This window comes from Streptomyces albipurpureus (assembly GCF_023701525.1).
In the GTDB taxonomy this organism is placed as follows: Bacteria; Actinomycetota; Actinomycetes; order Streptomycetales; family Streptomycetaceae; genus Streptomyces; species Streptomyces albipurpureus.
Map to the genome: position 1 here is coordinate 21,371 of NZ_JAMQAW010000017.1, position 23,201 is coordinate 44,571.

The 23,201-nt window shown below is 69.3% G+C and carries 20 protein-coding genes and 1 pseudogene; 9 read left to right on the plus strand and 12 right to left on the minus strand.

Translation table 11 applies throughout. From position 1 onward, the window contains the following. Positions 1-148 precede the first annotated feature (148 nt). The 8 genes from NBG84_RS17040 to rsmI all read right to left on the minus strand — a co-directional run bounded on the left by NBG84_RS17040 (position 149) and on the right by rsmI (position 10,435). Entirely contained in the window at positions 149-1,948 is a 1,800-nt protein-coding gene (locus NBG84_RS17040; protein WP_250920322.1) for an ABC-F family ATP-binding cassette domain-containing protein, read from the minus strand. Positions 1,949-2,077: 129 nt separating this feature from the next. Further along, on the minus strand, positions 2,078-3,394 hold the full coding sequence (locus NBG84_RS17045; protein WP_250920323.1) for an acyltransferase family protein: 1,317 nt from the start codon (positions 3,392-3,394) through the stop codon (positions 2,078-2,080). Between the two features lie 145 nt (positions 3,395-3,539). Next, positions 3,540-4,499 (minus strand): 4-(cytidine 5'-diphospho)-2-C-methyl-D-erythritol kinase, encoded by a 960-nt coding sequence (locus NBG84_RS17050; RefSeq protein ID WP_250920377.1) that lies wholly within the window; start codon positions 4,497-4,499, stop codon positions 3,540-3,542. A 14-nt stretch (positions 4,500-4,513) separates the two neighbouring features. Next, positions 4,514-5,371: a 16S rRNA (adenine(1518)-N(6)/adenine(1519)-N(6))-dimethyltransferase RsmA gene (gene rsmA, locus NBG84_RS17055; protein ID WP_250920324.1), complete on the minus strand. Its 858-nt coding sequence runs from the start codon at positions 5,369-5,371 to the stop codon at positions 4,514-4,516. Next, positions 5,368-6,675: a resuscitation-promoting factor gene (locus tag NBG84_RS41560; protein ID WP_425608653.1), complete on the minus strand. Its 1,308-nt coding sequence runs from the start codon at positions 6,673-6,675 to the stop codon at positions 5,368-5,370. Before NBG84_RS41560 ends, rsmA begins: the two co-directional genes overlap by 4 nt. A gap of 1,321 nt (positions 6,676-7,996) precedes the next feature. Then, positions 7,997-8,869 (minus strand): TatD family hydrolase, encoded by an 873-nt coding sequence (locus NBG84_RS17065; protein ID WP_250920326.1) that lies wholly within the window; start codon positions 8,867-8,869, stop codon positions 7,997-7,999. 33 nt (positions 8,870-8,902) lie between these two features. Beyond that, the gene (locus tag NBG84_RS17070) at positions 8,903-9,373 is read right to left on the minus strand and encodes a hypothetical protein (protein WP_250920327.1); all 471 of its coding nucleotides are present in this window, start codon (positions 9,371-9,373) and stop codon (positions 8,903-8,905) included. A 129-nt stretch (positions 9,374-9,502) separates the two neighbouring features. Continuing rightward, complete coding sequence (gene rsmI / locus NBG84_RS17075) at positions 9,503-10,435, minus strand: 16S rRNA (cytidine(1402)-2'-O)-methyltransferase (RefSeq protein ID WP_425608652.1); 933 nt, start codon at positions 10,433-10,435, stop codon at positions 9,503-9,505. Between the two features lie 346 nt (positions 10,436-10,781). On the opposite strand from rsmI, the gene NBG84_RS17080 reads away from it, so the two are divergent. Together NBG84_RS17080 and NBG84_RS17085 are read left to right on the plus strand one after the other, a co-directional pair. Then, positions 10,782-12,506: a dolichyl-phosphate-mannose--protein mannosyltransferase gene (locus NBG84_RS17080; protein WP_250920328.1), complete on the plus strand. Its 1,725-nt coding sequence runs from the start codon at positions 10,782-10,784 to the stop codon at positions 12,504-12,506. A gap of 259 nt (positions 12,507-12,765) precedes the next feature. Continuing rightward, the gene (locus tag NBG84_RS17085; protein WP_250920329.1) at positions 12,766-13,122 is read left to right on the plus strand and encodes a DUF805 domain-containing protein; all 357 of its coding nucleotides are present in this window, start codon (positions 12,766-12,768) and stop codon (positions 13,120-13,122) included. A 101-nt stretch (positions 13,123-13,223) separates the two neighbouring features. Here NBG84_RS17085 and NBG84_RS17090 read toward each other — a convergent pair whose 3' ends face one another. Then, positions 13,224-13,652, minus strand: coding sequence for a PPOX class F420-dependent oxidoreductase (locus NBG84_RS17090; RefSeq protein ID WP_250920330.1), 429 nt, complete (start codon positions 13,650-13,652; stop codon positions 13,224-13,226). Positions 13,653-13,861: 209 nt separating this feature from the next. Here NBG84_RS17090 and NBG84_RS17095 point away from each other — a divergent pair, with 209 nt between their 5' ends. From NBG84_RS17095 to NBG84_RS17105, 3 genes are all read left to right on the plus strand, one after another. Next, positions 13,862-15,496 carry a penicillin-binding transpeptidase domain-containing protein gene (locus tag NBG84_RS17095; RefSeq protein WP_250920331.1) on the plus strand — a complete coding sequence of 545 codons (1,635 nt, stop codon included), beginning with the start codon at positions 13,862-13,864 and terminating at the stop codon, positions 15,494-15,496. A 92-nt stretch (positions 15,497-15,588) separates the two neighbouring features. Beyond that, positions 15,589-16,077, plus strand: a complete 489-nt coding sequence (locus NBG84_RS17100) for a YbaK/EbsC family protein (RefSeq protein ID WP_250920332.1) — start codon at positions 15,589-15,591, stop codon at positions 16,075-16,077. After that, positions 16,074-16,925: an EamA family transporter gene (locus tag NBG84_RS17105; protein ID WP_250920333.1), complete on the plus strand. Its 852-nt coding sequence runs from the start codon at positions 16,074-16,076 to the stop codon at positions 16,923-16,925. The genes NBG84_RS17100 and NBG84_RS17105 overlap by 4 nt, the downstream gene beginning before the upstream one ends. A 544-nt stretch (positions 16,926-17,469) precedes the next feature. Here NBG84_RS17105 and NBG84_RS17110 read toward each other — a convergent pair. Further along, positions 17,470-17,797 (minus strand): annotated as a pseudogene (locus tag NBG84_RS17110) (hypothetical protein). 183 nt (positions 17,798-17,980) lie between these two features. Here NBG84_RS17110 and NBG84_RS17115 point away from each other — a divergent pair. Then, positions 17,981-18,391, plus strand: coding sequence for a nuclear transport factor 2 family protein (locus tag NBG84_RS17115; RefSeq protein ID WP_250920334.1), 411 nt, complete (start codon positions 17,981-17,983; stop codon positions 18,389-18,391). A gap of 131 nt (positions 18,392-18,522) precedes the next feature. On the opposite strand, the gene NBG84_RS17120 is transcribed toward NBG84_RS17115, so the two are convergent. Together NBG84_RS17120 and NBG84_RS17125 are read right to left on the minus strand one after the other, a co-directional pair. Beyond that, positions 18,523-19,323 carry an SDR family NAD(P)-dependent oxidoreductase gene (locus tag NBG84_RS17120; protein ID WP_250920335.1) on the minus strand — a complete coding sequence of 267 codons (801 nt, stop codon included), beginning with the start codon at positions 19,321-19,323 and terminating at the stop codon, positions 18,523-18,525. Then, the gene (locus NBG84_RS17125; RefSeq protein ID WP_250920336.1) at positions 19,320-20,483 is read right to left on the minus strand and encodes a serine hydrolase domain-containing protein; all 1,164 of its coding nucleotides are present in this window, start codon (positions 20,481-20,483) and stop codon (positions 19,320-19,322) included. The genes NBG84_RS17120 and NBG84_RS17125 overlap by 4 nt, the downstream gene beginning before the upstream one ends. Positions 20,484-20,714: 231 nt before the next feature. Between NBG84_RS17125 and NBG84_RS17130 the strand changes: the two genes are divergently transcribed. From NBG84_RS17130 to NBG84_RS17140, 3 genes are all read left to right on the plus strand, one after another. Further along, the gene (locus NBG84_RS17130) at positions 20,715-21,326 is read left to right on the plus strand and encodes a DinB family protein (protein ID WP_250920337.1); all 612 of its coding nucleotides are present in this window, start codon (positions 20,715-20,717) and stop codon (positions 21,324-21,326) included. A gap of 189 nt (positions 21,327-21,515) precedes the next feature. Beyond that, positions 21,516-21,809, plus strand: coding sequence for a hypothetical protein (locus tag NBG84_RS17135; RefSeq protein ID WP_250920338.1), 294 nt, complete (start codon positions 21,516-21,518; stop codon positions 21,807-21,809). 377 nt (positions 21,810-22,186) lie between these two features. After that, positions 22,187-22,957: a methyltransferase domain-containing protein gene (locus NBG84_RS17140; protein WP_250920339.1), complete on the plus strand. Its 771-nt coding sequence runs from the start codon at positions 22,187-22,189 to the stop codon at positions 22,955-22,957. Positions 22,958-23,201: the final 244 nt, after the last annotated feature.

Sequence of the window (23,201 nt, forward strand, 5' to 3'; positions counted from 1 at the left end):
GAGCGGGACTTCTTTCTATCACCCGAGTCAGTTCAGATGCTTGTCACGTCCACCCTGTACCCAAGGGCAGACCGGCCTGTAATGCTGTTGTTACGACAACTGCACGCGGCCTCTACGGTGCTGGCGGAATACGCACATCACCCTGCGCTTAGGCGTCTTCGGCCAGTTCCAGCCAACGCATCTCCAACTCTTCGCGCTCATTCATCAGCGCCCGGAGCTCTGCGTCCAGCTTTCCGACCTTCTCGAAATCAGTCGCGTTTTCGGCAATTTGAGCGTGCAGTCTCCGCTCGCTGTCGGAAACCTTGTCGAGTCGACGCTCAATGCGCTGCAATTCCTTCTGCGTGGCACGGGCTTCGCCAGCCGACTTCAGCTTGGCGACCGCGGACTCGGTCGGCGCTGGCACGGCGGCCTCGATCATCGCCTGCCGCCGCTCCAGATACTCATCGATCCCACGCGGCAGCATCCGCAGGCTCGCGTCACCGAGGAGGGCGAAGGTGCGGTCCGTGGTGCGCTCGATGAAGAACCGGTCGTGGGAGATGACCACCATCGAACCGGGCCAGCCGTCGAGAAGGTCTTCCAACTGGGTCAGGGTCTCGATGTCCAGGTCATTGGTCGGCTCATCGAGGAAGAGCACATTCGGCTCGTCCATCAGCAGCCGCAGCAGTTGGAGTCGTCGACGCTCACCACCGGAGAGGTCACCGACGGGTGTCCACTGCTTCTCCTTGCCGAAGCCGAACTGCTCGCACAGCTGCCCCGCGGTCATCTCCCGGCCCTTGCCGAGGTCGACCCGGTCACGGATCTGCTGGACCGCCTCCAGCACCCGCAGGGCCGGCGGTAGTTCGGTGACGTCCTGGGAGAGATACGCCAGCCGTACGGTCTTACCGGCCGTGATCTGGCCGGCCAGGGGCTGGATCTCACCGTCGCTGCTCTGGGCGTCAGCGAGCGCCCGCAGCAGTGAGGTCTTGCCCGCGCCGTTCACCCCGACCAGACCGATCCGGTCGCCGGGCCCCAACTGCCAGGTCAGATGCTTGAGCAGCACCTTGGGTCCGGCCTGGATGGAGACGTCCTTCAGATCGAAGACGGTCTTGCCCAGTCGGGCGCTGGCGAACTTCATCAGCTCACTGGTGTCCCGCAGCGGGGGCACGTCCGCGATCAGCTCATTGGCGGCTTCGATGCGGTAGCGGGGCTTGGACGTGCGGGCGGGGGCACCGCGCCGCAGCCAGGCCAGCTCCTTGCGCATCAGGTTCTGCCGCTTGCTCTCCTCGGTGGCCGCGATCCGCTCGCGCTCCGCCCGGGCGAAGACATAGTCGCTGTAGCCACCCTCGTACTCGTAGACCGCACCGCGCTGGACGTCCCACATCCGGGTGCAGACCTGGTCGAGGAACCAGCGGTCGTGGGTGACGACGACCAGTGCCGAGCGGCGCGCCTGGAGATGGCGGGCGAGCCAGGCGATGCCCTCCACATCGAGGTGGTTGGTGGGCTCGTCGAGTACCAGCAGGTCCTGATCGGCGATCAGGAGCTGGGCCAGCGCGATCCGGCGCCGCTCGCCACCGGAGAGCGGGGCGATGACGGTGTCCAGGCCCTGGGGGAACCCCGGCAGGTCGAGCCCGCCGAAGAGCCCGGTGAGCACATCGCGGATCTTGGCGTTTCCGGCCCACTCATGGTCGGCGAGATCACCGATGACCTCGTGCCGAACGGTCGCTGTCGGGTCCAGGGAGTCGTGCTGGGTGAGCACTCCGAGCTGTAGTCCGCCGCTCTGGGTGACCCGACCGGTGTCGGGCTCCTCCAGTTTGGCGAGCATCCGGATCAAGGTGGTCTTGCCGTCGCCATTGCGCCCGACGACACCGATGCGCTCCCCTTCGGAGACGCCGAGGGAAATGGAGTCAAGCAGCGCACGGGTCCCGTACACCTTGCTGACAGCCTCGACATTGACCAGATTGACGGCCATTACTCTCCTGTACGGGGGGACACGGATCGGTCTCCAGAGTAGTCGCCGCCGGGACCGCCCAGAATCGGGCGCGGAGGCGGGCACCGGCAGTGCTCGGAGACCGGTGCCAAGGCGTTGTCGGGTGGCCTGCTAGCGAGGGCGCCGTCCGCCGCCCGACCGCTCCACCAGCAGCCATCCGATGAGTGCCATCGCCACCGTGACGGGTGCGGTGACCCGTACCGCTATCAGCGTCGCCGACTTGCCCTCCAGCAACCCGCCGAAGCCGACCATGGACAGTCCCAGCACACCCAGCAGGCAGAGGGTGATCCCCAGGGCGGCCGCCGGGCCCGAGCCGCCTGCCGCGACCGCGGTGGGGACGGGCCGCTCAAAACTCCGAAAGGCGGCGACCAGGAGCGCGGTCAGTCCCGCGGCCACCGCGACGCGGATCGGGGTCTGCACCCACCAGCCGGCGGATGCGGGCTCGGGCAGCGGGACATCGAGCGCGAGCATCGTGCCGTACACACCGAGCATCGCGGTCAGATGCCAGAGGAAGGCGGTCATGGCGATCCCGTTCGCGGCGATGACCGCCTGCCAGACCCGGGCGCGCCGCACCAGGCGAGTGCCCGGGCTCTTCAGTGACTCGACCGCGCCGACGAGCCAGAGGCCGTGGCAGAGGAGGGCCAGGGTGGGCGGCGCCATATTGGACACCTTCTCGCCGGGCATCCCCACCATGGAGAGCGGATAGGGCCCGAACGCCACCAGCGCCACGGCGCCGACAAGACCGGCGCAGGCGAGGGCTGCGGGCAGTCGGATAGCGCCGTCGGCCCGGAGGAAGCCCAGCTGATGGACGGCCAGCCAGACGAAGACGAAGTTCAGGAACTCGACGTACGGCACCGCGAGGGCGAAGCGCGCGAGATCGACCGCGACGGCTGCCGCGACCAGTGCGCCGAAGGCCCCCCAGCCGTACCGCTCGTGCAACCTCAGCAGCGGCGGGGTGAAGGCGACCATCGCGAGATAGATCCCGATGAACCACAGCGGCTGGGTGACCAGCCGCAGCGCCACCCCGGTCAGTCCCCCGTCCCCACCGAGCAGCTGCACGATCAGCGCCGCGGCACCCCAGACCAGGATGAACACCATGGTCGGCCGCAGCAGGCGCTGCAACCGGGCCCGGAGGAAGGCCGGGTAGAGAGCGGCGCCCTCGGGGTGCTTGCGGCGCAGGGAACGGTAGGAGAGCGCATGCGAGAACCCCCCGACGAAGAAGAAGACCGGCATCACCTGGAGCGCCCAGGTCAGCAACTGCAACTCGGGCACCACGGCCAGGAGATTGCCCACTCCCTCGTCGGTGACGGCCGCCATGAGCCAGTGTCCGAGCACCACGGCACCCAGGGACAGGACCCTCAGCAAGTCGACATAGCGGTCCCGGCTGTCCGGTGTTGCGGCGGCGAGGTCACAGACGCGTGCATCCATGGGGATACGTTCGCCGCTGGCCATCGCACAGGGTCAGGGCTGCCGTACTCATGTCCGGATCTGAGTATCCGCGGTGGCAGGGGGCACCGCCCGCCCCGACACCCCTTGAGTGCCCTGGAGCCTCAGCGGCCCCAGGGGACGGCCCTCAGTGACGCGGTTGGACCTGATGTGCGCCCGGCGCGGGTGAGGAGGCGACCCGGGCCGCCCGGCAGGTCCCGGAGGCCAGGAGCGCTTCGGCGACGACCGCTGCTTCCCGCGGGTCCTTCACCAGGAAGGCCGTGGTCGGGCCTGAGCCTGAGACCAGCGCCGCGAGGGCGCCCGCCGCAAGCCCCCCCTCCAGGGTCGACCGGAGCGAGGGCCGCAGCGAGAGGGCCGCCGGCTGAAGGTCATTGGACAGGGCGCCGGCGAGGGCTGCGGCATCTCCGGTGCGCAGGGCCTCCAGCAGATGAGCCGATGCCCGCGGCTCCGGAACCCGCACCAGGGCGTTGAGTCGGTCGAACTCCCCGTACACCTTGGGGGTCGACAGACCGCCGTCCGCCACCGCGAACACCCAGTGGAAGTCCCCTCCCACCGGTAGTTCGGTCAGCCGCTCACCACGGCCCGTGCCCAGGGCTGCCCCGCCCACCAGGCTGAAGGGCACATCGCTGCCGAGTTCGGCACAGATGTCCAGCAGTTCGGCGCGGGTCGAATCCAGTCCCCACAGGGCGTCACAGGCGAGCAGCGCACCGGCGCCGTCCGCACTGCCGCCCGCCATACCGCCGGCGACGGGAATGTCCTTGGCGATATCGATATGGACGTTCGGCGCGAGGCCATGGCGCTCGGCGAGCAGTACGGCGGCTCGCGCCGCGAGATTGGTGGCATCCAGCGGGACCTGATGGGCGTCGGGTCCCGTACAGGTGACCGTCAGTTCCGCTGCCGGAGCCACCGTCACCTCATCGAAGAGGGAGACCGCGAGAAAGACGTTCGCCAGGTCGTGGAAGCCGTCGGCGCGCGCACCGCCCACCGCGAGTTGCACATTGACCTTGGCGGGCACCCGTACCGTCACCCGCTCGCCCGTGCCCGATGCGAGTCGCCCGCCCGGCCGCTGGCCCTCGTGCCCGGTCATGCCACCGCTCACGGTCATGCCCTGGCCTCCGCGATCCGGGCGAACTCCGCCACCGTGAGGGACTCGCCCCGTGCCTGCGGTGAGATCCCCGCGGCCACCAACGCCTGCTCGGCCGCGGCCGGCGACCCGGCCCAGCCCGCGAGCGCGGCCCGCAGGGTCTTGCGGCGCTGGGCGAACGCCGCGTCCACCACGGCGAAGACCTCCGCCTTGGTCGCGGTCGTCTCCGGCGGATCGCGGCGGACCAGCGAGACCAGACCCGAATCCACATTGGGCGCGGGCCAGAACACATTGCGCCCGATCGAGCCCGCCCGCTTCACATCGGCGTACCAGTTCGCCTTCACGGACGGCACTCCGTACACCTTGTTCCCCGGGCTTGCCGCCAGCCGGTCCGCGACCTCGGCCTGCACCATCACCAGCGTCCGCTCGATGCTCGGGAAGCGGTCCAGCATATGGAGCAGTACGGGCACGGCGACGTTGTACGGAAGGTTGGCGACCAGCGCGGTCGGCGGCGGTCCCGGTAGTTCCTCGACGGTCATGGCGTCCGAGTGGACCAGCGAGAAGTGCAGGGCGCGCCGCGGCAACCGCGCCACGATCGTCGCCGGCAGAGCCGAGGCGAGCACATCGTCGATCTCCACGGCCACCACCTGCTCGGCCGCCTCCAGCAGCGCCAACGTCAGCGAGCCGAGCCCCGGGCCGACCTCGACGACCACATCGTCCGGGCGCACTCCGGCGGTGCGGACGATACGGCGGACGGTGTTCGCGTCGATGACGAAGTTCTGGCCGCGCTGCTTGGTCGGGCGTACGCCCAGCGCTGCGGCCAGTTCACGGACATCGGCGGGGCTCAGAAGCGCGTCGGGCTCAGTGGTGCTCACCGATACAGCCTACGGCCGCAGTGCGGCCATGGAGTCGCCCCCCTTTGCACATAGAGCTTCTTCGCCCGGTAGGTCTGCTCCGCCGCCGGGGCGTCCTGAGGGCGCCCGCTGCCGCCCAGGGCACGCCAGGTCCCGGTGTCGAACTGATAGAGCCCGCCGTAGTTCCCCGACGCGTCCACGGCGGTCGGCCGCCCACCGGACTCGCACTGGGCCAGGGCCGGCCAGTTCAGCCCGTCCGCTCCTTCGACGGAGTTGTCGGGCATCGGCTGGGTGCCGACCTTGATCTGCTGGGTCACCGGCTCGCGCACCACCTCGTCCGCGATCTTCTTGGGCTTCTGCTGGACACCGTTGACGGTCCGCAGTTCATAGGTGACCCGCCGGGCACCGGGCCGCCCCTGCTGGGTGACGATCTCGGTGCCCTTGAACAGCTCGGGGTCATCGGTCCTGACCGTGTCGTAGGGGATCGATTCCTCGCGCACCTCGCGCGACCCGGAGATCCGCATCACGGTGACCGTCTGCCCATCGCGGGGAAAGCTCTCGGGCGCCACGGAGGTGGTGTCCAGGCTGCCGAGGGTGATGCCCGCCTCGGTCAGCGCCGCGGCGACGGTGGCCGCGTTGGTCCTGATGGTCCGGGCGCGGCCATCGGCCATGAAGGTGACCGCCCGTTCGGTGCGCACATCGAGTACGAGGCCCCTGCGGGAGATCGCCAGGGAGCGGGAGGCGGAGAGATAGGCGCCGTCGGCCCGTACCCCGAGCTGCCGAAGCGCGCCGTCCACCGTGCGGGCGGTGGTCCACACCTGACGGCGCTCACCGTCCAGGGTGAGGGCGACGGGCCGGCCAAAACGCACAACGACCTCATCGCCGCTGGTGAGGTCCTGGCCAGGGGCGGGAGCGACGATGTCATGGCGGCCGACGGAGACGCCTTCATCGTGGAGGAGCTCCTCCACGTCGTCGGCGAAGGTGTGCATCGTGCGGGGAACGCCGTCGACCGTGAGCCGGACGGCCTTGTCGCTGGCGACGAAGGCGGAGGTGCCACCGGCGAGGAAGGCGACGACCAGGGCCTGTGGGACGAGCCGGCGCAGGGAGTCGGGCCGCTCGGGGGTCCGCCGGCGGTGTGTGGACTTGGGTGGCTCGTCGCGGTCGGGGTGATGGGCGTCGTGCGCGTCGAAGGTCACGGTGGGCCTAGCCGGTGGGGGTGCCTGGGGTTGGCGTGCGGCGGTGGGGCGGCGATGGTGGGCGCCGGGGTTTCGCTGACGGTCGGGCGGCACCGCTGCGCTCCCGCATGCGTCGGGGCCCAGGTCCACATCGAGGGCGGGGTCGTACCCACTCAGCCGTGGGGAGGTGGCCGCGGGGTCGAGCCAGGCGTTGGGTTCAGCCGCGTAACCGGCGGCCGGTTGGTCGTGCTGGCCGGCCGGGGGGCGAAAGGCGAGGGTCGGCCCCGGGGCGAACCGAGGGTCCTGGCCGGGGCCGGAGTCGACGTGCGGCGGATCGAAGCCGAGGGCCGGTTCGTAGACGATGTGCGGATCGAAACCGAGATACGGGTGGAACGGCGGGTGCTGCGCGCCGGGGCCGGCGTCGAAGGAGCCAGCCAGCCCCGGCCCACGATCGAAACCGTGGAGTTGCCGCCCCGGTTCAGAACCGTCGGAACCGGGATCGAAGCCCGACGGGAAACCGGAACCGGAACCGAACTCCGGCGGGAAACCGGGACCGGGACCGTACTGTCGGCCTGGGCCGTCCTCCCCGCCGAGCCCGGTGGCCGAACCCGGTGCCGCTCCCCACCCAGGATCCGCACCGGGCTCACCGTAGGGGAGGAAGCCACCCGCCCAGTCGTGGCCCTGCCGGCCGGGCTCACCGCCCGCCCCGGGTTCGGGCCCGTAGTCCGTGGCGAAACCGGGGGCGAACCCGTGCCCCGACACCGGCCGAAGCCCCAGCACTCCGTCCAAGGGGTCATACGAGCCGAACGCGAACATCTCCGTCGCATCCGCGGCTCCCCCGGTCCCGGCGGCTCCCGAGGCGGGGCCCAGCCCGTCCGGGCCGATCGGGCCGGGCCCCGGTTCGCGTTCCGAGTGCCCGAGATAGGGGCCGGCCGAGGCGGCCCCGGGCATCCCCGACGACCACCCGGCCCCATCCCAGCCCGATCCGGCCCACGCTCCGGCCTCGGGCACGAACTCAGGGTCGTACTCGGCGCCGAACCCCGGGACGAAACCCGGGCCGTAGCCGAGCTGATCACCGGGCGTGAAAGAGCCCTCATAGCCGGGGTGCTGGGAGCCGGGGGCGGATGGAGAGGCGGCGGGTGGAGGGGCGTAGCCGTGCTCGGATGTGTCGTCAGCCGCAGGGACGCCCGAGCCGTGGTGAGCCGCATGGCCGGGCTCGGGGCCGGGCGGCAAACCGGTTCGGGGCCCGGGGCCTCTGACGCCCGTGTCGCTGGTGCCGCTCGTCGTGTGGTGTCTGCCCTGCGCACTGCTCACATCGCTCACGACACTCCGTAGGGTCCGGGTCCGGTCCGCTCGATGGCATTGCGGCCGGGACGCTATCGGAGGAACAGTCACTCTCCAAAGCGATTCGACTACACAGTGTCGCAACGATACGCTTCGCCGCCCCCGAGGGCGCCACCCTTGTTATCTGTCAGTAATCGAACGCGGTAGCCGTGTTCGCCGCCACCGCCGCGGCCAGCGTGTCCTCGTCCAGCCCCATCACCACCGCCATGGCACGCAGCGTGACCGGAATGAGATACGGGGCGTTAGGCCGTCCGCGGTACGGCATGGGCGTGAGAAACGGCGCGTCCGTCTCCACGAGGACCAGTTCACGCGGGGCGATGGCGAGCGCGTCCCGCAGCGGCTGAGCGTTCTTGAAGGTCACATTGCCCGCGAACGACAGGTAGTAGCCGGCGGCGGCACAGATCTCCGCCATCTCGGCATCACCCGAGTAGCAGTGGAAAATCGTCCGTTCCGGTGCACCCTCTTCGGTGAGAATGCGCAGCACATCGGCATGGGCGTCACGATCGTGGATCACCAGGGCTTTCCCATGCCGTTTGGCGATCTCGATGTGCGCCCGAAACGATCGCTCCTGCGCGGCGATGCCCTCCGGGCCGGTCCGGAAGTAGTCGAGGCCGGTCTCGCCCACCGCACGGACGTGCGGCAGTGCGGCCAGCGCGTCGATCTCGGAGAGCGCGTCATCGAGGGCGCTGTCACCGCCCGCTTCCCGCGCGATCTGGCGCGGTCCTTCGCCACCGGGCTCCCCCAGCACGATCCGCGGTGCCTCATTGGGGTGAAGTGCCACGGCCGCGTGCACCGCGTCGTGGTCGGCTGCCGTCTGGGCAGCCCACCGGGCCCCTTTGATGTCGCAGCCGACCTGCACCACGGTGGTCACCCCAACGGCCGCGGCCCGGGCGAGCGCCTCCTCCACCGTGCCCTCCTGCATGTCCAGGTGGGTGTGGGAGTCGGCGACCGGAACCCTCAAGGGCTCGGGCAGCGGCGGCGGGGCGGACTTGGCACTCATGGGCGCGATCCTACGAGGCCCACGCCCTCGGGCTCATCTGCGGTGGAAGGGGTGCAGCAGGTCGGAGAGGTGCCAGTGGTGCTGCTTGGCCGGTGGGCCCTGCTGCCTGGCCTGCTCGGGCTCCGCGGCCGGCCCGGAGTCGATCTCGTCTTCGCTCTTGTCTCCCGTGCCCAGTGGGCCGGCTGGCCGCGAGGACCTCAAGGACTTCTTCTGGCGAATGGGACGCGTCGGGGTGGTGCCCATGGACCGGGCCATCAGATCCAGGACCGAGGAGACCTGTCCGGCCCTCATGATCCTGACGACATGCCCTCCGCAGTTCATGCACGTGGGGCTGGAAAGCGGGGACGGCACCCGCTCGCCCGCCGCCTTGTACACGACGTACTCCTGCCCCTGGCTGTCCATGTGATGCTCGATGTCGTAGGCCTGCTCCCAGCCGTGCCCGCAGCGCATACAAGCGAAGGCGTATGCCTCATGGACCCTGGCGGTGCCCGCGATCTCACTCATGCCTGCTCCTTTCCACTGCCCCAGTGGACGCCCATTCCGGCGGGAGCGCATCAGCGCCTGTCGAATCATGGTGTGCTCTTTGGCCTTCCCATGCCTAGAGGGCTCTGGACACGGTCTGGGCTTTGCTTTCTACCGTAGTCCTTTACCGTCTGCGGGGGCTGATCGAGCCGTGTTCTTTGCCGCCACCACCGCATCAAAGACCTCGCGCTTGGGAATTCCCGCCGCTGCCGCGACCGCGGCGATCGCCTCCTTGCGCCGCTCCCCCGCCTCCTCGCGCACCAGCACCCTGCGCACCAACTCATCGGGATCAAGCTCTCCGGGGGGCGCGTCCGGAGCGCCTTCGACGACGACGGTGATCTCACCGCGCACCCCCTGAGCCGCCCACTCGGCCAGCTCACCCAGACCGCCGCGCTTGATCTCCTCGTAGGTCTTGGTCAGCTCCCGGCAGACGGCGGCCCGGCGATCGGCCCCAAACACCTCGGCCATGGCGGCGAGGGTGTCATCGAGCCGGTGCGGCGCCTCGAAGTAGACGAGGGTGCGGCGCTCGTTCACGTTCTCCCGCAGTCGGGCCAGGCGCTCTCCGGCCTTGCGGGGCAGGAATCCCTCAAAGCAGAAACGGTCGACCGGAAGACCGGAGAGGGCCAGCGCGGTGAGCACGGCGGACGGACCGGGGACCGCGGTGACCCGGATGTCCTGGGCCACGGCGGCGGCGACCAGGCGGTAGCCGGGGTCGGAGACGGAGGGCATGCCGGCGTCGGTGACCAGCAGGACACGGGCTCCGCCGGTGAGGGCCTCGACCAGTTCCGGGGTGCGGGCGGACTCATTGCCCTCGAAGTAGGAGAGGACCCGGCCCTTGATCTGGATACCGAGGGCTCCGGTGAGCCGGCGCAGCCGTCGGGTGTCCTCGGCGGCGACGACATCGGCGCCGGCCAGTTCGGCGGCCAGCCGGGGCGGGGCGTCCGCCATATCGCCGATGGGTGTCCCGGCGAGGATCAGCAGACCGGCGGAGGGGTCCCCCGACAGCGGTCCGAGGGGATTTTCAGGGGGCGGCTCAGTCGTCACATCGGCCATTGTCCCAGCGCGCCCGGCCGCCGCCGGCCATCCGGCCCGGTCCGCGGTGGCCCGGGCCCGTTTCCCGGTCTCCCCAGGAACCCGCGAACTGTGGGGACCATCACGCGCATCCCGTTCCCAGAAGCGGTTCCCTCTTCGGTGCGGACGTCTTCCGGAACCCTGGCGCGACGTTGGACTCCGGGCTCTCGGGGCGCTGAGCCGGCGCCCGGGGCGGGGACTTGGGGCGCGGGTGCGCCGGTCGAGGGAGGCGGAAAAACCCGGGTGCGACACGGGTGCCGGACCAGGCCAGTGGGGGCGGACGCACACTTGGACCGGCGAGGTTCCCTACGATGGCGCGGTGACCAGTACCGCGCCACAGACCGTCCAGGGCAGGGACGCCGACGAACAGCCGCCCAGTTGGCAGCAGCGGCTGCGTAGATTCGGCTACTCGCCCCGGCCCGTGATCGGGCTGCGCGAACGCCTGGTCCCGCCGTACACCCGCCCGTCCGAACGGATCTGGCCGGTGTTCGGCATCCGTCCGGCATGGGTGAACCCACTGCTGCGGGCTTCCGCCTGGGGCGGTCCGCTGCTCGTGGCGCTGATCGCGGGCGTACTGCGGTTTTGGAACCTGGGCAAACCACACGCGGTGATATTCGATGAGACGTACTACGCGAAGGACGCGTGGGCGCTGATCAACCAGGGGTACGAGGGTGCCTGGCCCAAGGAGATCGACAAGAAGATCCTGAGGGACCCCTCGTCCATCGAGATCCCCATCGATCCCGGGTATGTGGTCCATCCCCCGGTCGGAAAATGGATCATCGGCATCGGGGAGAAGCTCTTCGACTTCACCCCGTTCGGCTGGCGCTTCATGCTCGCCGTGCTGGGCACCCTGTCGGTGCTGATGATCTGCCGCATCGGGCGTCGCTTGTTCCGCTCGACGTTCCTCGGCTGCCTCGCGGGACTGCTGCTGGCCGTGGACGGGCTGCACTTCGTGATGAGCCGTACGGCTCTGCTCGACCTGGTGCTGATGTTCTTCGTGGTGGCCGCTTTCGGCTGTCTGATCATCGATCGGGACTGGGCGCGGGCCAGACTCGCGGCCGCGCTGCCGATGGACGAGACCGGGGTGCTACGGCCGAACGAGCGGATCGCCGCGACCCTGAGGCTCGGCTGGCGGCCGTGGCGGATCGCGGCGGGTGTGATGCTCGGGCTGGCCGCCGGCACCAAGTGGAACGGCCTCTATGTGATGGTCGCCTTCTGTGTGATGGCCGTGGTGTGGGATGTGGGAGCACGGCGCACGGCGGGCGCGAAGCGCCCCTATCGCGCGGTGCTCACCAGGGACCTGGCCCCCGCGTTCCTCTCCACCGTGCCGGTGGCGATCACCACCTACATGCTCTCCTGGTCGGGCTGGATCTTCACGGACAAGGGCTACTTCCGCGACTGGGCGGAGACCGACGGCAAGGACTCCTCCTGGAGTTGGCTCCTGCCGGACTGGCTGCGCAGCTTCTGGCACTACGAGAACGAGGTCTTCGACTTCCATGTCAGCCTGACCTCGGGTCACACCTACCAGTCGAACCCGTGGAGCTGGATCGTCCTGGGCCGGCCGGTCTCCTACTACTACGAGGACCCGAAGGCGGGCCAGGACGGCTGTCCGGCCGACACCGCCGACAAGTGCGCGAGCGAGGTGCTGGCGCTGGGCACTCCGCTGCTGTGGTGGGCGGCCTGTTTCGCGATCTGCTACATCCTGTGGCGCTGGTTCTTCCGCCGCGACTGGCGCGCGGGCGCCATCGCCTGCGCCATCGCCGCCGGTTGGGTGCCGTGGTTCCTCTACCAGGAACGCACGATCTTCCTCTTCTACGCGGTCGTCTTCGTGCCGTTCCTCTGTCTGGCCGTGACGATGATGATCGGCGCGATCCTCGGGCCACCGGGTTCCAACGAGCGACGGCGGGCGATCGGAGCGATCGGCGCCGGGGTCCTGGTGCTGCTGATCATTTGGAACTTCATCTACTTCCATCCGCTGTACACCGGAGCACCGATCCCGGTGGACGACTGGCGCGACCGGATGTGGCTGGATACCTGGGTCTAGCCGACCCGCGCAGGGACGCCCAGGGGAAGTCGGCAACCCTGGGCGTACCCCGTTCGGCCCCTCTCCTCACCACGAACGACCAGGGCAAACGTGAGGATCAGTCAGGGAATCCAGCCCGGAACAGGTCACGAAAAACGCTATTGGGTCACGGGTCAGTAGCGACTGGACAAATGACTTGACCCGCACACTTCAAGCCCCTAGGTTTCGCTGGCCTAGTCCGTCGGGACAGGCTTCCGTCGCAGTCCTATGGGGGGACGCTTTGAACTGGTACCTGGATGTCGTCAAGAAGTACGCGGAGTTCAGCGGCCGTGCGCGCCGCAAGGAATACTGGATGTTCTTCCTGTTCAACGCCATCATCAGCCTTGTGCTGGTGCTTGTCGACCTCGCCCTCAGCACTTACCCGATCATCACCGGGATCTATGTGCTCGCCCTCTTCCTGCCCAACCTGGGCCTGGTGGTGCGGCGGCTGCACGACACCGACCGGTCGGGCTGGTGGATTCTGATCGGTCTGGTCCCGATCGTGGGCGGCATCGCGATGTTCGTGTTCTCCGTCCTGGAGGGTCAGCCGCACGACAACAAGTACGGCCCGAACCCCAAGGCGATCCAGTCCTACTGACGCCGTGCGCTGGCCGGCCGGGACCGCTCCCCGGCCGGCCAGCCCTTTTTCGCCTGCGGCCCACCCGTCCTACGGACCGGTGGGCCCTCGCCATCCGAAGCTCACTCGGTGAGCTCCGCGACCGCGGTGACCTTGGCGACGCGGACCCTGACGGTCAGTGCGCCCGGACCGCTGTTGCGTTCCCCCACGCTCTGTGCGACGTCCTCACCCATATAGCGGGCCGCGATCTGCGTCGCCCAGTGAAGCGCCTGTTCAGGGTCCTCACTCACTTCGGCCTGCCCCTGGAGAAGCGCGAAGGCAAACGGCGGATCATCGTCCTCCACACAGATCGCCACCCTGCCGTCCCGGCGCAGACTGCGCCCCTTGACCGACTCCTTGTCGGTGTTGAACACCAGCTCGTCCCCGTCCAGGAGGAACCACACGGGAGCGACATGGGGGCTGCCGTCGGCCCGTACGGTGGAGAGCTTCGCGGTGCGGGTGCCCTCTGAGACGAACTTCCGCCACTCGTGCTTCGTCATCGTCTTCGCCATTGCCCCATCCTCGGACAGGGGCGGCGGGGCGAGCGGTTCGGCACGCCGGGCACCCACCGAGGGGTCTGCCGAGGAGCCGTCCGGGCGCCCCGACCCATCTGTCGCGGTCCCGTAACAGTCCCCGGACACTTCGGCGACGTCCCGTAGGGTGCAAGCGACACCTTCTTCTTGAACGTGTTCAAGAGAATTCCGGGGAGGAACTGCACACCATGCGCAGTGGAGTGAAGGTCGCCGTGATCGGCGGTGCGTTCGTGCTAGTGGCCACGGGGGTGGGATACGGCGGCTACACCGTGCTGTTCGACGGGGAGGACGGTGAATCCACCTCAACCGCATCGGCCAAGCGCAAGACGGGACCCCCCGACGCCACCGAGATCGACGAGGCGTCCAAGGCCTTCCTCGCCGCCTGGGCCTCGGGTGATGCCGCGGCCGCGGCACAACTGACCAACAACCCGGTCGAAGCCCAGCCCCTGCTCGGTGAGTTCCGCTCGGCGGCCAAGGTGTCCAAGGCCGTGATCACCCCTCAGGCGCCGACCGGCGCCAGGGTGCCGTTCACGGTGCGGGCGACCGTGCGGCACGGGAAGGTGACCAAGCCCTGGTCCTACTCCTCCTACCTCCAGGTCGTCCGCGGGCTGACCACCGGGAAGCCCCTGGTCGAGTGGGCACCGACCCTGGTGCACCCCGCACTGACCAAGGGCAGGACATTGCGGACCGGACCGGTGACGGCCCCGCCGGTGACTGCGGTGGACCACCAGGGACGCGAACTCATCCGGGAGAAGTTCCCCTCGCTGGGGCCGATGCTGGACGCCCTGCGAAAGAAGTACGGCAAACTCGCGGGCGGCACCCCGGGCGTTGAGTTGGTCATCACCTCCACTGACCCCAACGCGGCCGATCAGACCCTGCTGGCCCTGAGCAAGGGCACCCCGGGCAAGCTCCGCACCGCGCTGGACGCGGATGTGCAGGCAGCGGCCGAAGCGGCGGTCAAACAACACGGTTCGGCGGCGCTGGTGGCGATCAAACCCAGTACGGGAGAGATCCGGGCGGTCGCCAACAGCCCCGCCGGCGGCTACAACACGGCGATGCTGGGCGCCCAGGCGCCCGGCTCCACGATGAAGATCGTCACCGCCGCGATGATGCTGGACAAGGGCATCGTCGAAGGCCCGGGCTCCAAGGTGGAGTGCCCCTCGACCGTGCAGTGGATGGGCCGGACGTTTGAGAACCTCGAAGGCTTCTCCCTCACCGACAGCACCTTCAAGGACAGCTTCCTGCGCTCCTGCAACACCACCTTCATCAAGGCGGTGAAGCCGCTCGACGAGCGCGATGAGTCCGGTACGGCGCTGGGTGCGACCGCTCGCAAGTACTTCGGCATCGGGCTGGAGTGGAAGACGGGCGTGGCCAGCTTCGACGGCAAGGTGCCCGAGTCGACGGGCACCGAGACGGCCGCCTCGTACATCGGGCAGGGCAGGATCACCATGAACGCCCTCACCATGGCTTCGGTGTCCGCCACCGTGCAGAACGGCGGCTTCCGCCAGCCCGTCCTGGTCCCTGCCTCGCTCGACGACCGGCAACTGGCCACCGCCCAGCGGATGCCCGGCGGCATGTCGAGCGCCCTACGGGAGATGATGGCGGCCACCGCGCAGCACGGCACCGGCCAGGCCTCGATGGCGTCGGTGCCGGGGAGCAAGGGCGCGAAGACCGGTTCGGCGGAAGTGGACGGACAGGGCAAGTCCAACAGCTGGTTCACCGCGTACGCCGGCGATCTGGCCGTCGCGGCGGTGGTCCAGTCAGGTGGCCGGGGCGGGGAAGCGGCGGGCCCGGCAGTGGCCCGGGTACTGAACGCACGCTGACCCGCCATCACCCCGTGATACCAGGCGCCGTCGGGGCTCTCCACCGGGAATTTCCTTCCCATACCCTGCGCGACTACCGCTAACGTGCGGTTATGACCTCTCCCCATACCGAAGCCCACCCCCGTTTCGCCGAGGCCCTGCGCACGCTGGGACTCGAAGTCGAGGTCCGCCGCTTCCCGGACGCCACCCGTACGGCGGCCCAGGCAGCGGCGGCGATCGGCTGCGGGGTGAGCGAGATCGTCAAGTCGCTGATCTTCGCGGCGGACGGACAGCCGGTGCTCGTCCTGATGGACGGCTCGTCCCGGGTGGATGTGGAGCGGGTACGCGAGGAGTTGGGCGCCCTCTCCGTGGGTCGCGCGGACGCCGATCTGGTCCGCGCGACCACGGGGTACGCCATCGGCGGCGTACCTCCGTTCGGCCACGCCACCGAGACCCGGGTGCTGGCCGATCGCGCCCTGCTCAACCACGATGTGGTCTGGGCGGCGGCGGGGACCCCGCACACCGTGTTCGCCATGGACCCCAAGGCCCTGATCGCCCACGCGGGCGGCGCACTGGTGGACGTACGCGAGCACAGCGCATGACACCTCTGGTGACCGCCGCGGTCCTCCTGGCGGCGATCACCCATGCCACCTGGAACGCCATGGCCCACGCGGTGAAGGATCGATTCGCCGCCTTCACCCTGCTCGTCGGCGGTTCGGCACTGGTCGGTGCGGTCATGGTCTGCTTCACCCCGCTGCCCCAGGCGGAAGCCTGGCCCTACCTCATCGCGTCGGCCCTGCTGCACCTCGGCTACCAGGCGTTGCTGTTCAAGTCCTTCAGCCTCGGTGACTTCGGCCAGATGTATCCCATCGCCCGCGGCACGGCACCCCTGGTGGTGTTCCTCCTCGCCGCCGCCTTCCTGGACGAGCAGCTGTCCGGCTGGCAACTGGCGGGCATGGTCACGGCGACGGCCGGCCTGCTGGGCATCGCGCTGTGGGGCATCAAGGGCTCCACCACCCGACCCGACTGGCCCGCCCTACTGGCCGCACTGGCGACCGGCCTGTCCATCGCGGCCTACACCGTGGTGGACGGCGCCGGAGTCCGGGCCTCGGGATCGACGCTCAGCTACATCGCCTGGCTGACCCTGCTCCAGGGCGCCCTGATCCCGTTCTACGCCTTCGCCGCCCACGGCCGACAGCTCCTGCCCCGACTGCGCCCCTACGCGGCCCGCGGCCTCCTCGGCGCGGTCCTGTCGATGATCGCGTACGCCCTGGTCCTGTGGGCCCAGACAAGAGCCCCGCTGGCGACGGTCGCGGCCCTACGGGAGTCCTCGATCATCGCGGGCGCGGCGATAGGGGCACTGTTCTTCAAGGAGCGCTTCGGTGGGCCACGACTGGTGGCGGCGGGGCTGATGGTGGTGGGGATCGGGTTGATGCTGCGGGCGGGGTGAGGGGTGGTTGGCGCCGCGGAGCCCCAGGGGCTGTTCCGGTAAGTCGTCGGCCTACACAGCAACAACGCCTGCATGGGTCGGAGATCCAGCGGCTGAGAAGTACGCGCGGGAAGTCATCGCGCGACTCACCCCCGCTGAGGACATTGAAAAATGGCCACGTCGGGTCGCCTCCGCAAATATCGATCTGGCATTGGCCTTGCTCGGTGGTGACCGGCTGGATGAGGCGTGCAACTCAGCACAGCGGGCCATATTGTCCGGCCGTATCGTCCCATCAAATCACTGGCGTGCACTGGAAGTCGTCAAGGCCGTTGAGGCCCGGAAACTCCCGGAAGCCCCAGACCTTCGTGAGGTATACCAAGGGCTGAAGGCCTTCGAGACCAAGGCCTAGATACGCACTGCAAGAACGTATCCGACCCCATACTGATGCTTCACGCCGATGATTGGGTAGGGCTGGTCGCACTCGCCCCGGTCCAGCGAGCAGTAGGACCGCACACACAACAGCCCCGCTTCCCCTGACCCGAGGAAGCGGGGCTGTCTGCTGGCGTCACGACGACGAAGGAGCCGCCTCCACCGGGGGCGGCGCGGGGACCACGGCCGGAGTCGCCATGCCGTTCTCATCCAGAGCGATCCAGTCCAGTTCCACACTGCGAACCAAGACCCCTGGGAAATCCTCGAAGAGGTTCAACGCCTCCGCGATCGCCTCAGTCAGGGTTTCAGCCTCGAAGAGGCAACTGAACCTCGTGTGTCCCGGATTCTCCACACGGCTGATGCGCCCGTCGCAAAAGCGATCGAGCCCGTCAAGCGTGTCTGCCCTGCTCCGGTGTCAGCTTCTTCTGGAGGTGCAGGGTGAAGTACCAATCACGCGTGCCCACTGTGCCTCTTGATGAAGGAGTCAATCTTCTTCGCCTCTGTTCCTGCGTTCTGAGGGGTGCAGAACACCACGTGAGCATCGTTGCAGGGACAGCACACCACCCATCCCCACCGATGGCGGTTCCTGTCGCGGGTCACCTTGAGATTGCTGGGGGCGCATGCCCCGCCCTGCTGGCAGGAGCCGCGTGAAGCCTCTTGAAACACAGTCTCCCGAGCAGTTCATCGCCGATTTCCTCACCACTTTCACCGAGGCCGTGGTTCAGGGTGCGCAGGAGCCCGTGGATGTGATGTCCAGGTACCACACCCGCGATGTCGTCCAGTACGCCGACGGGGTGCGGCTCGACTGGGACCGGCTGCTCGCACATCTCCGGCCGGTTCGAAGGAACGTGGTCGAGTTCCGCTTCGAGGTGCACGAAGCGATCGCGGACGGCACCCGGATCGCGGCCCGTTTCACGATTCACGCCCGGATGCGCAAGAGCGGCCCTGTCTCGACACAGGTGCACCTCTTCGCCGAGTTCACCGAGGACGGCCTGATGCGACGGTCCGAACAACTCACACGCACACTGCCATCCGCCGAAGTCCCCGCATCGCGGTAGTCCAGACCGACAACCGGCCCGGAGAAGGCAGGTTGCTCCCGCGGGGGTGCTGTCACCAGGGGCGCTCCGGCCGGATCTGGGGCGATTGCGGCCGACGGAGCGCCTCCGTGCGGCCGCATCCGTCCGATCCGCTACCCGACTTCGGCCGCCTCTGCCTCTGCCTCCAGAATCGCCCTGTTGAACGTGGTGTTCACCGCCAGCACTCCCCCGTCCACCCGCAGCGTCGTCCCCGTGATCCACGATGCGTCCCGGGAGGCCAGGAACGCCACCGCGGAGGCGACATCCTCCGGCTCGCCCACCCTGCCCAGGGGGTAGATGTCCGCGAGTGCCGCGATGACCTTCTCGCGGCCCTCCCAGTTGCGGGTGCGGATGGTGCCCGGGTTGATCTGGTTGACGCGGACGCCCTGGGGGCCCGCCTCACCGGCCAGGGTGCGGGTGAGCGAGGCCAGGCCGGCCTTGGCGGCGCTGTAGGCGTGGCCGCCGAAGGATTGTTCGGCGTTGATAGAGCCGATGTTGACGATCGCTCCACGCCCCGACGCGGCCAGGCTCGGCAGTGCGGCCCGAGCGCAGCGGAACGCACCGGTCAGGGTGATGTCGAGGTCGCGGTTCCAGTCCTCGTCGGACAAGCGGTCCACTCCCAGGTCGTGCGAGGCCGCGAAGGCGTTGTTGACCAACACGTCCAGGGTGCCGAAGCGTTCGACGGCGGATGCCACCGCCGCTTCCACCTGGGCGCGGTCGCCCACATCGCAGCGCTGGTACTCCGCGCCGGGAATCCGCTCCGCGGTCTGCCTCGCCGCTTCCTCGTCCAGATCCGCGATCAGTACCCGCGCGCCTTCCGACGCGAACCGGCGCACGGTGGCCTCGCCGATGCCTCGGGCCCCGCCCGTGATCAGTACGCCATACCCCTCGAAACGTTTCAGCGCAGTGTTCATAGCACCGAACGTACCGCTCTGATCAGCGCTTGAGCACGCGGGTCCGCGGTAACTCCCTTGCGTAGTCCGTTGGTCACATAGCCGAAGGCGATGCCCGACGCCGGGTCGGCGAAGCCCAGTGAGCCGCCGCGTCCGGGATGGCCGAAGGAAGCAGGGCCCAGAAGTGGGGCCGCCGCGCCGTGGAGCATAAAGCCGAGGCTGAGCCGGGTGGGCACGATCAGGACTCGGTCCGGACCGGCCGATTCCTCGGTACGGGCGAGAGTCAGGGTGGCCGGCGCGAACAGCCTTCGGCCGCCGTCGACTTCGCCGATGGTCGCCGCGTAGAAGCGGGCGAGCGCGCGGGCCGTGGAGATACCGCCCGATGCGGGCAGTTCGGCGGCCCGATAGTCGGGATCGTTCTCGTCGGGGAGGGGGTGGATCGCACCGAAGGCACGGCGGGTGAGGGAGTCCGGGTCTCGGTAGGCCTCGGACACCGAGCGCTTGGGGCGCAGATTGAGCCCGCCACCGGCGGCGGCAGGCGGTTCGGGTACGGGGCCGATGCGCCCGACCCGGTGGGCCTCCTCCGCCGGTAGCCCGATCCAGAAGTCCAGGTCGAGTGGGCGGGCGATCTCCTCGGCGACCCAGCGGCCGATGGTGCGACCGGTGACGCGGCGGACCAGTTCGGCGATCAGCCAACTGAAGGTCTGGGGGTGGTAACCATGGTCGGTGCCCGGCTCCCACGCGGGTCGCTGTGCGGCCATCGCCGCAGGGCCGCTGATGCCGTCGATCGCCTCGGCCGGGGTGAGTGGGCGGTCGATCGCCGCCAGCCCGGCGCGGTGCGCGAGCAGATGCCGTACGAGCACCCTCTCCTTGCCGGCGGCCTTGAACTCCGGCCAGTAGGTGCCGACCGGCGCGTCCAGGTCGATCTGTCCTCGTTGATGCAGCAGCAGAACCACCGCGGCCGCGACGCCCTTGGTCACCGAGCGGACGGTTTGGGCGGTGTCCACCGCCCAGGGCTCGTCGCCGTCCACATCGCGGGTACCGGCCCAGAGGTCGACGACCTTGTGCCCGTCCCGGTAGACGGTGATGGCCGCCCCGCGCTCTCCGCGCTGCTCGAAGTTGCGTTGGAACGCATCCTCGACCGCCTGAAATCCCTCCGCCACCGTGCCCCGGACGTCCACTGTGCCCACTCTCCCGCGTCTGTTGATCTCCCACCATGGTGCAACGGCCGCGGGGGAACGCCGCTCGCGGGCTGGATCGAGACGGTGGCCGGGAGCCCGACCGCCTCGACCCGCGTTCGAGGTGGGAAAGCACGGGCCGACTCCGTGCAGGGGCGGCGGACGGGCCGCTCGCTGACGCGGATGCGCCAAAAATCGGTGGCGGACCGTGCCGACGCTCGTGACGATGCCCGCATGGACTGGGGAGAGCACAGCGAGGAACCGGCGGCGGATCGATGGACCCGGTCCACCGTCCACCGCGACATGTGGGTCGATCCGGACGACGACCCGCGCGAGTCCGTTGTCGAGGCTGTCGATGAACGCGGCTTCCTCCTCGACCACCTGCGTCACTACCGCCTCACCCTGGAGATGAAGTGCGCGGGCCTTGATGCCGAACAGATGGCCATGCGCTCCGTACCGCCGTCCACGATGTCCCTGCTCGGGCTGGTGCGGCACCTGACCGAGGAGGAACGACACTTTCGCCGGGTGATGGCCGGTGAGGACGCGCCGAAGCTGTACCGCACCGACGATGACCGCGACGGCGACTTCAACGGCGCGATCGCCGATCCGGCGGTCGTGGAGGATGCCTGGCGGCAGTGGCGGACAGAGGTGGAACTCACCGACCGGTATCTGTCCGGCGTCACCGACCTCGGCAGCCAGAACGCCGGGCTCTCCGATCTCGGTGCCGACCCCGGTGGCCATGAGCAGCTTCGCAACGTCCTGATGGCGCAGATCGCGGAGTACGCGCGGCACTGCGGCCACGCCGACCTGCTGCGGGAGCGTATCGACGGCCGAGTGGGCCAATGACCACTACACCCTGAGACTCCGCGGTGGGTGCGCGGGCGGTGAAGGGCCCGGCGTTGGCGTTCGAGTGGGCCGGGTGGCGGGGGTCCGCGGCCCGGTCGGGTGACCGCCGTGCCGGGCGGACGGCCGGTTGACTTTTCCGGTCGGGAACATGGGACAGCAGTCTCATCGCCGAGGGATGGCGGAGTCGTGGTGGAGGTTTCCGGGCCGCGAGCCCTGGTGCGGAAGGTGGGGGTGGTCAACCGGCCGCTGGTCGCCGTCGGGGCCATCTCGGGCCTGATCACCGTGGCCGCTCCGGTAGGGCTGGCCGTGGACCCGCGGGAGATCACCGGGCAGGCCCACCGCGCCCAGCCCCTCACCTCCCCGGACACCGCGACCGTCACCGCGCTGACCGCGCTGGCCATCGCCGCTGCCGCGGCCACCGCCGCCGTGTTCCTCCACGCCCGCACCACCCGGCACCCACCCATGCCCCGGCAGCCCGCCTGAGAAGTCCGCCTTCCGAAAGTGATCCGTTTGCTCGTACTCGCCGGTGGAGATGGCTGGTGCCATCGGTGCGGGGGCTGGGACACGGTCGGCGAGGAAGTCGCTCGGGTGCGGGTCGTGCCGGTCGCGGCGCAGAGTGCGTTGGCGCGGTCCAGGGGTCGGGCGAGAGTGATCGAGGTGCTGGCCGGGACTTCCGCGCCAGCCGCCGAGCATCGACAACCAGCCTTACCTGAAGAGCACATATCAGGCGGGCGACCCCCGTGTCGTGGACCGGGCTCCGACGGCCGCGTTGCGAATTCGCCGTCTCGCTGCGCGCCCGTGTCCTTGTCCGCGATCCTGGGCTGACACCGAGGGTGCAGACGACCTGGAGGGCATGCCTCATGAGGGCAGCAGGCAGGAGCACGTCAGTCTTGAAGTCGGGGGCCAAACGGCTCTTGGGACGGGCTGGATTCGACATCGTGCGCAGCACCAACAACTTGGGGGGCGTCGACGACTTCATCCCGTTCGAGGCGACGATGCGGGCCGCACGGGCGGCCGGTCTGTCGGTCGGTGACCATATCGACCAGGTCATGAACGGGACGCCTGGCGCCACCCAGTCCACCATCGACGAGCTGAGCGCTCTCGGCGTCTTCGCCGCGAAGCCGGACACGGTGCTGGAGATCGGCCCCGGGTCCGGACGGTATCTGGAGAAGACGCTGAAGGAGTGCTCACCAGGCCGCTACGAGATCTACGAGACGGCGGCGCCCTGGGCAAACTACCTGGTGGAGACATTCGGCGTGGTCGCCCAACCGACCGCGGGAAGCAGTCTGGCTCCGACACCTGACGGCAGCGTCGACCTCGTTCAGGCCCATAAGGTCTTCAACACCGTGACCTTCCTCTGCGCCTCCCGCTACTTCTTCGAGATGGCACGTGTCACGCGACCCGGTGGTCGGATCGTCTTCGACGTCATGACGGAGACCTGCCTGGACCCGGCCGCGGTACGCACCTGGGCGACGCAGGGCGGCGCGGGGCACGGCTCCTACCCAGCCGCCATGCCGCGCCGGACATGCGTTGACCTCTTCGCGACCCTCGGCTGCACCCTGGAGGCCAGCTTCCTGGCGCCCATGGGCATCGCCTCCACGGAGGTGCTTGTCTTCGGAAAGGGGGCCTGACCCCCAGCGCGCTCCCGCTGACCGATCGGCGAGGCCATCGGGTCGACCAGGGGCCCTGGCCGGGTTCCGCCGTGTCCGCACGGGGAAACAGGGCCCCTGGGTGGCTCGTCGGTACTCCTACGAGGAGCTTCAGGAGGTCCTGCCTGCTGCGGACTTCCGTGCGTACGGCCGTGGAACCCAACGCCTCGGCGTGGTCGTGTCACCGTCCCGTGCGCCGGTACGGCAACACAGCGGACCCCGCCCC

Excerpts from the sequence above, each read along its gene's own strand:
- NBG84_RS17040 (WP_250920322.1), bottom strand. The coding sequence starts at position 1,948 with ATGGCCGTCAATCTGGTCAATGTCGAGGCTGTCAGCAAGGTGTACGGG.
- NBG84_RS17045 (WP_250920323.1), bottom strand. The coding sequence starts at position 3,394 with ATGGATGCACGCGTCTGTGACCTCGCCGCCGCAACACCGGACAGCCGG.
- NBG84_RS17050 (WP_250920377.1), bottom strand. The coding sequence starts at position 4,499 with ATGACCGGGCACGAGGGCCAGCGGCCGGGCGGGCGACTCGCATCGGGC.
- NBG84_RS17065 (WP_250920326.1), bottom strand. The coding sequence starts at position 8,869 with ATGAGTGCCAAGTCCGCCCCGCCGCCGCTGCCCGAGCCCTTGAGGGTT.
- NBG84_RS17070 (WP_250920327.1), bottom strand. The coding sequence starts at position 9,373 with ATGAGTGAGATCGCGGGCACCGCCAGGGTCCATGAGGCATACGCCTTC.
- NBG84_RS17090 (WP_250920330.1), bottom strand. The coding sequence starts at position 13,652 with ATGGCGAAGACGATGACGAAGCACGAGTGGCGGAAGTTCGTCTCAGAG.
- NBG84_RS17095 (WP_250920331.1), top strand. The coding sequence starts at position 13,862 with ATGCGCAGTGGAGTGAAGGTCGCCGTGATCGGCGGTGCGTTCGTGCTA.
- NBG84_RS17100 (WP_250920332.1), top strand. The coding sequence starts at position 15,589 with ATGACCTCTCCCCATACCGAAGCCCACCCCCGTTTCGCCGAGGCCCTG.
- NBG84_RS17105 (WP_250920333.1), top strand. The coding sequence starts at position 16,074 with ATGACACCTCTGGTGACCGCCGCGGTCCTCCTGGCGGCGATCACCCAT.
- NBG84_RS17120 (WP_250920335.1), bottom strand. The coding sequence starts at position 19,323 with ATGAACACTGCGCTGAAACGTTTCGAGGGGTATGGCGTACTGATCACG.
- NBG84_RS17130 (WP_250920337.1), top strand. The coding sequence starts at position 20,715 with ATGGACTGGGGAGAGCACAGCGAGGAACCGGCGGCGGATCGATGGACC.
- NBG84_RS17140 (WP_250920339.1), top strand. The coding sequence starts at position 22,187 with ATGAGGGCAGCAGGCAGGAGCACGTCAGTCTTGAAGTCGGGGGCCAAA.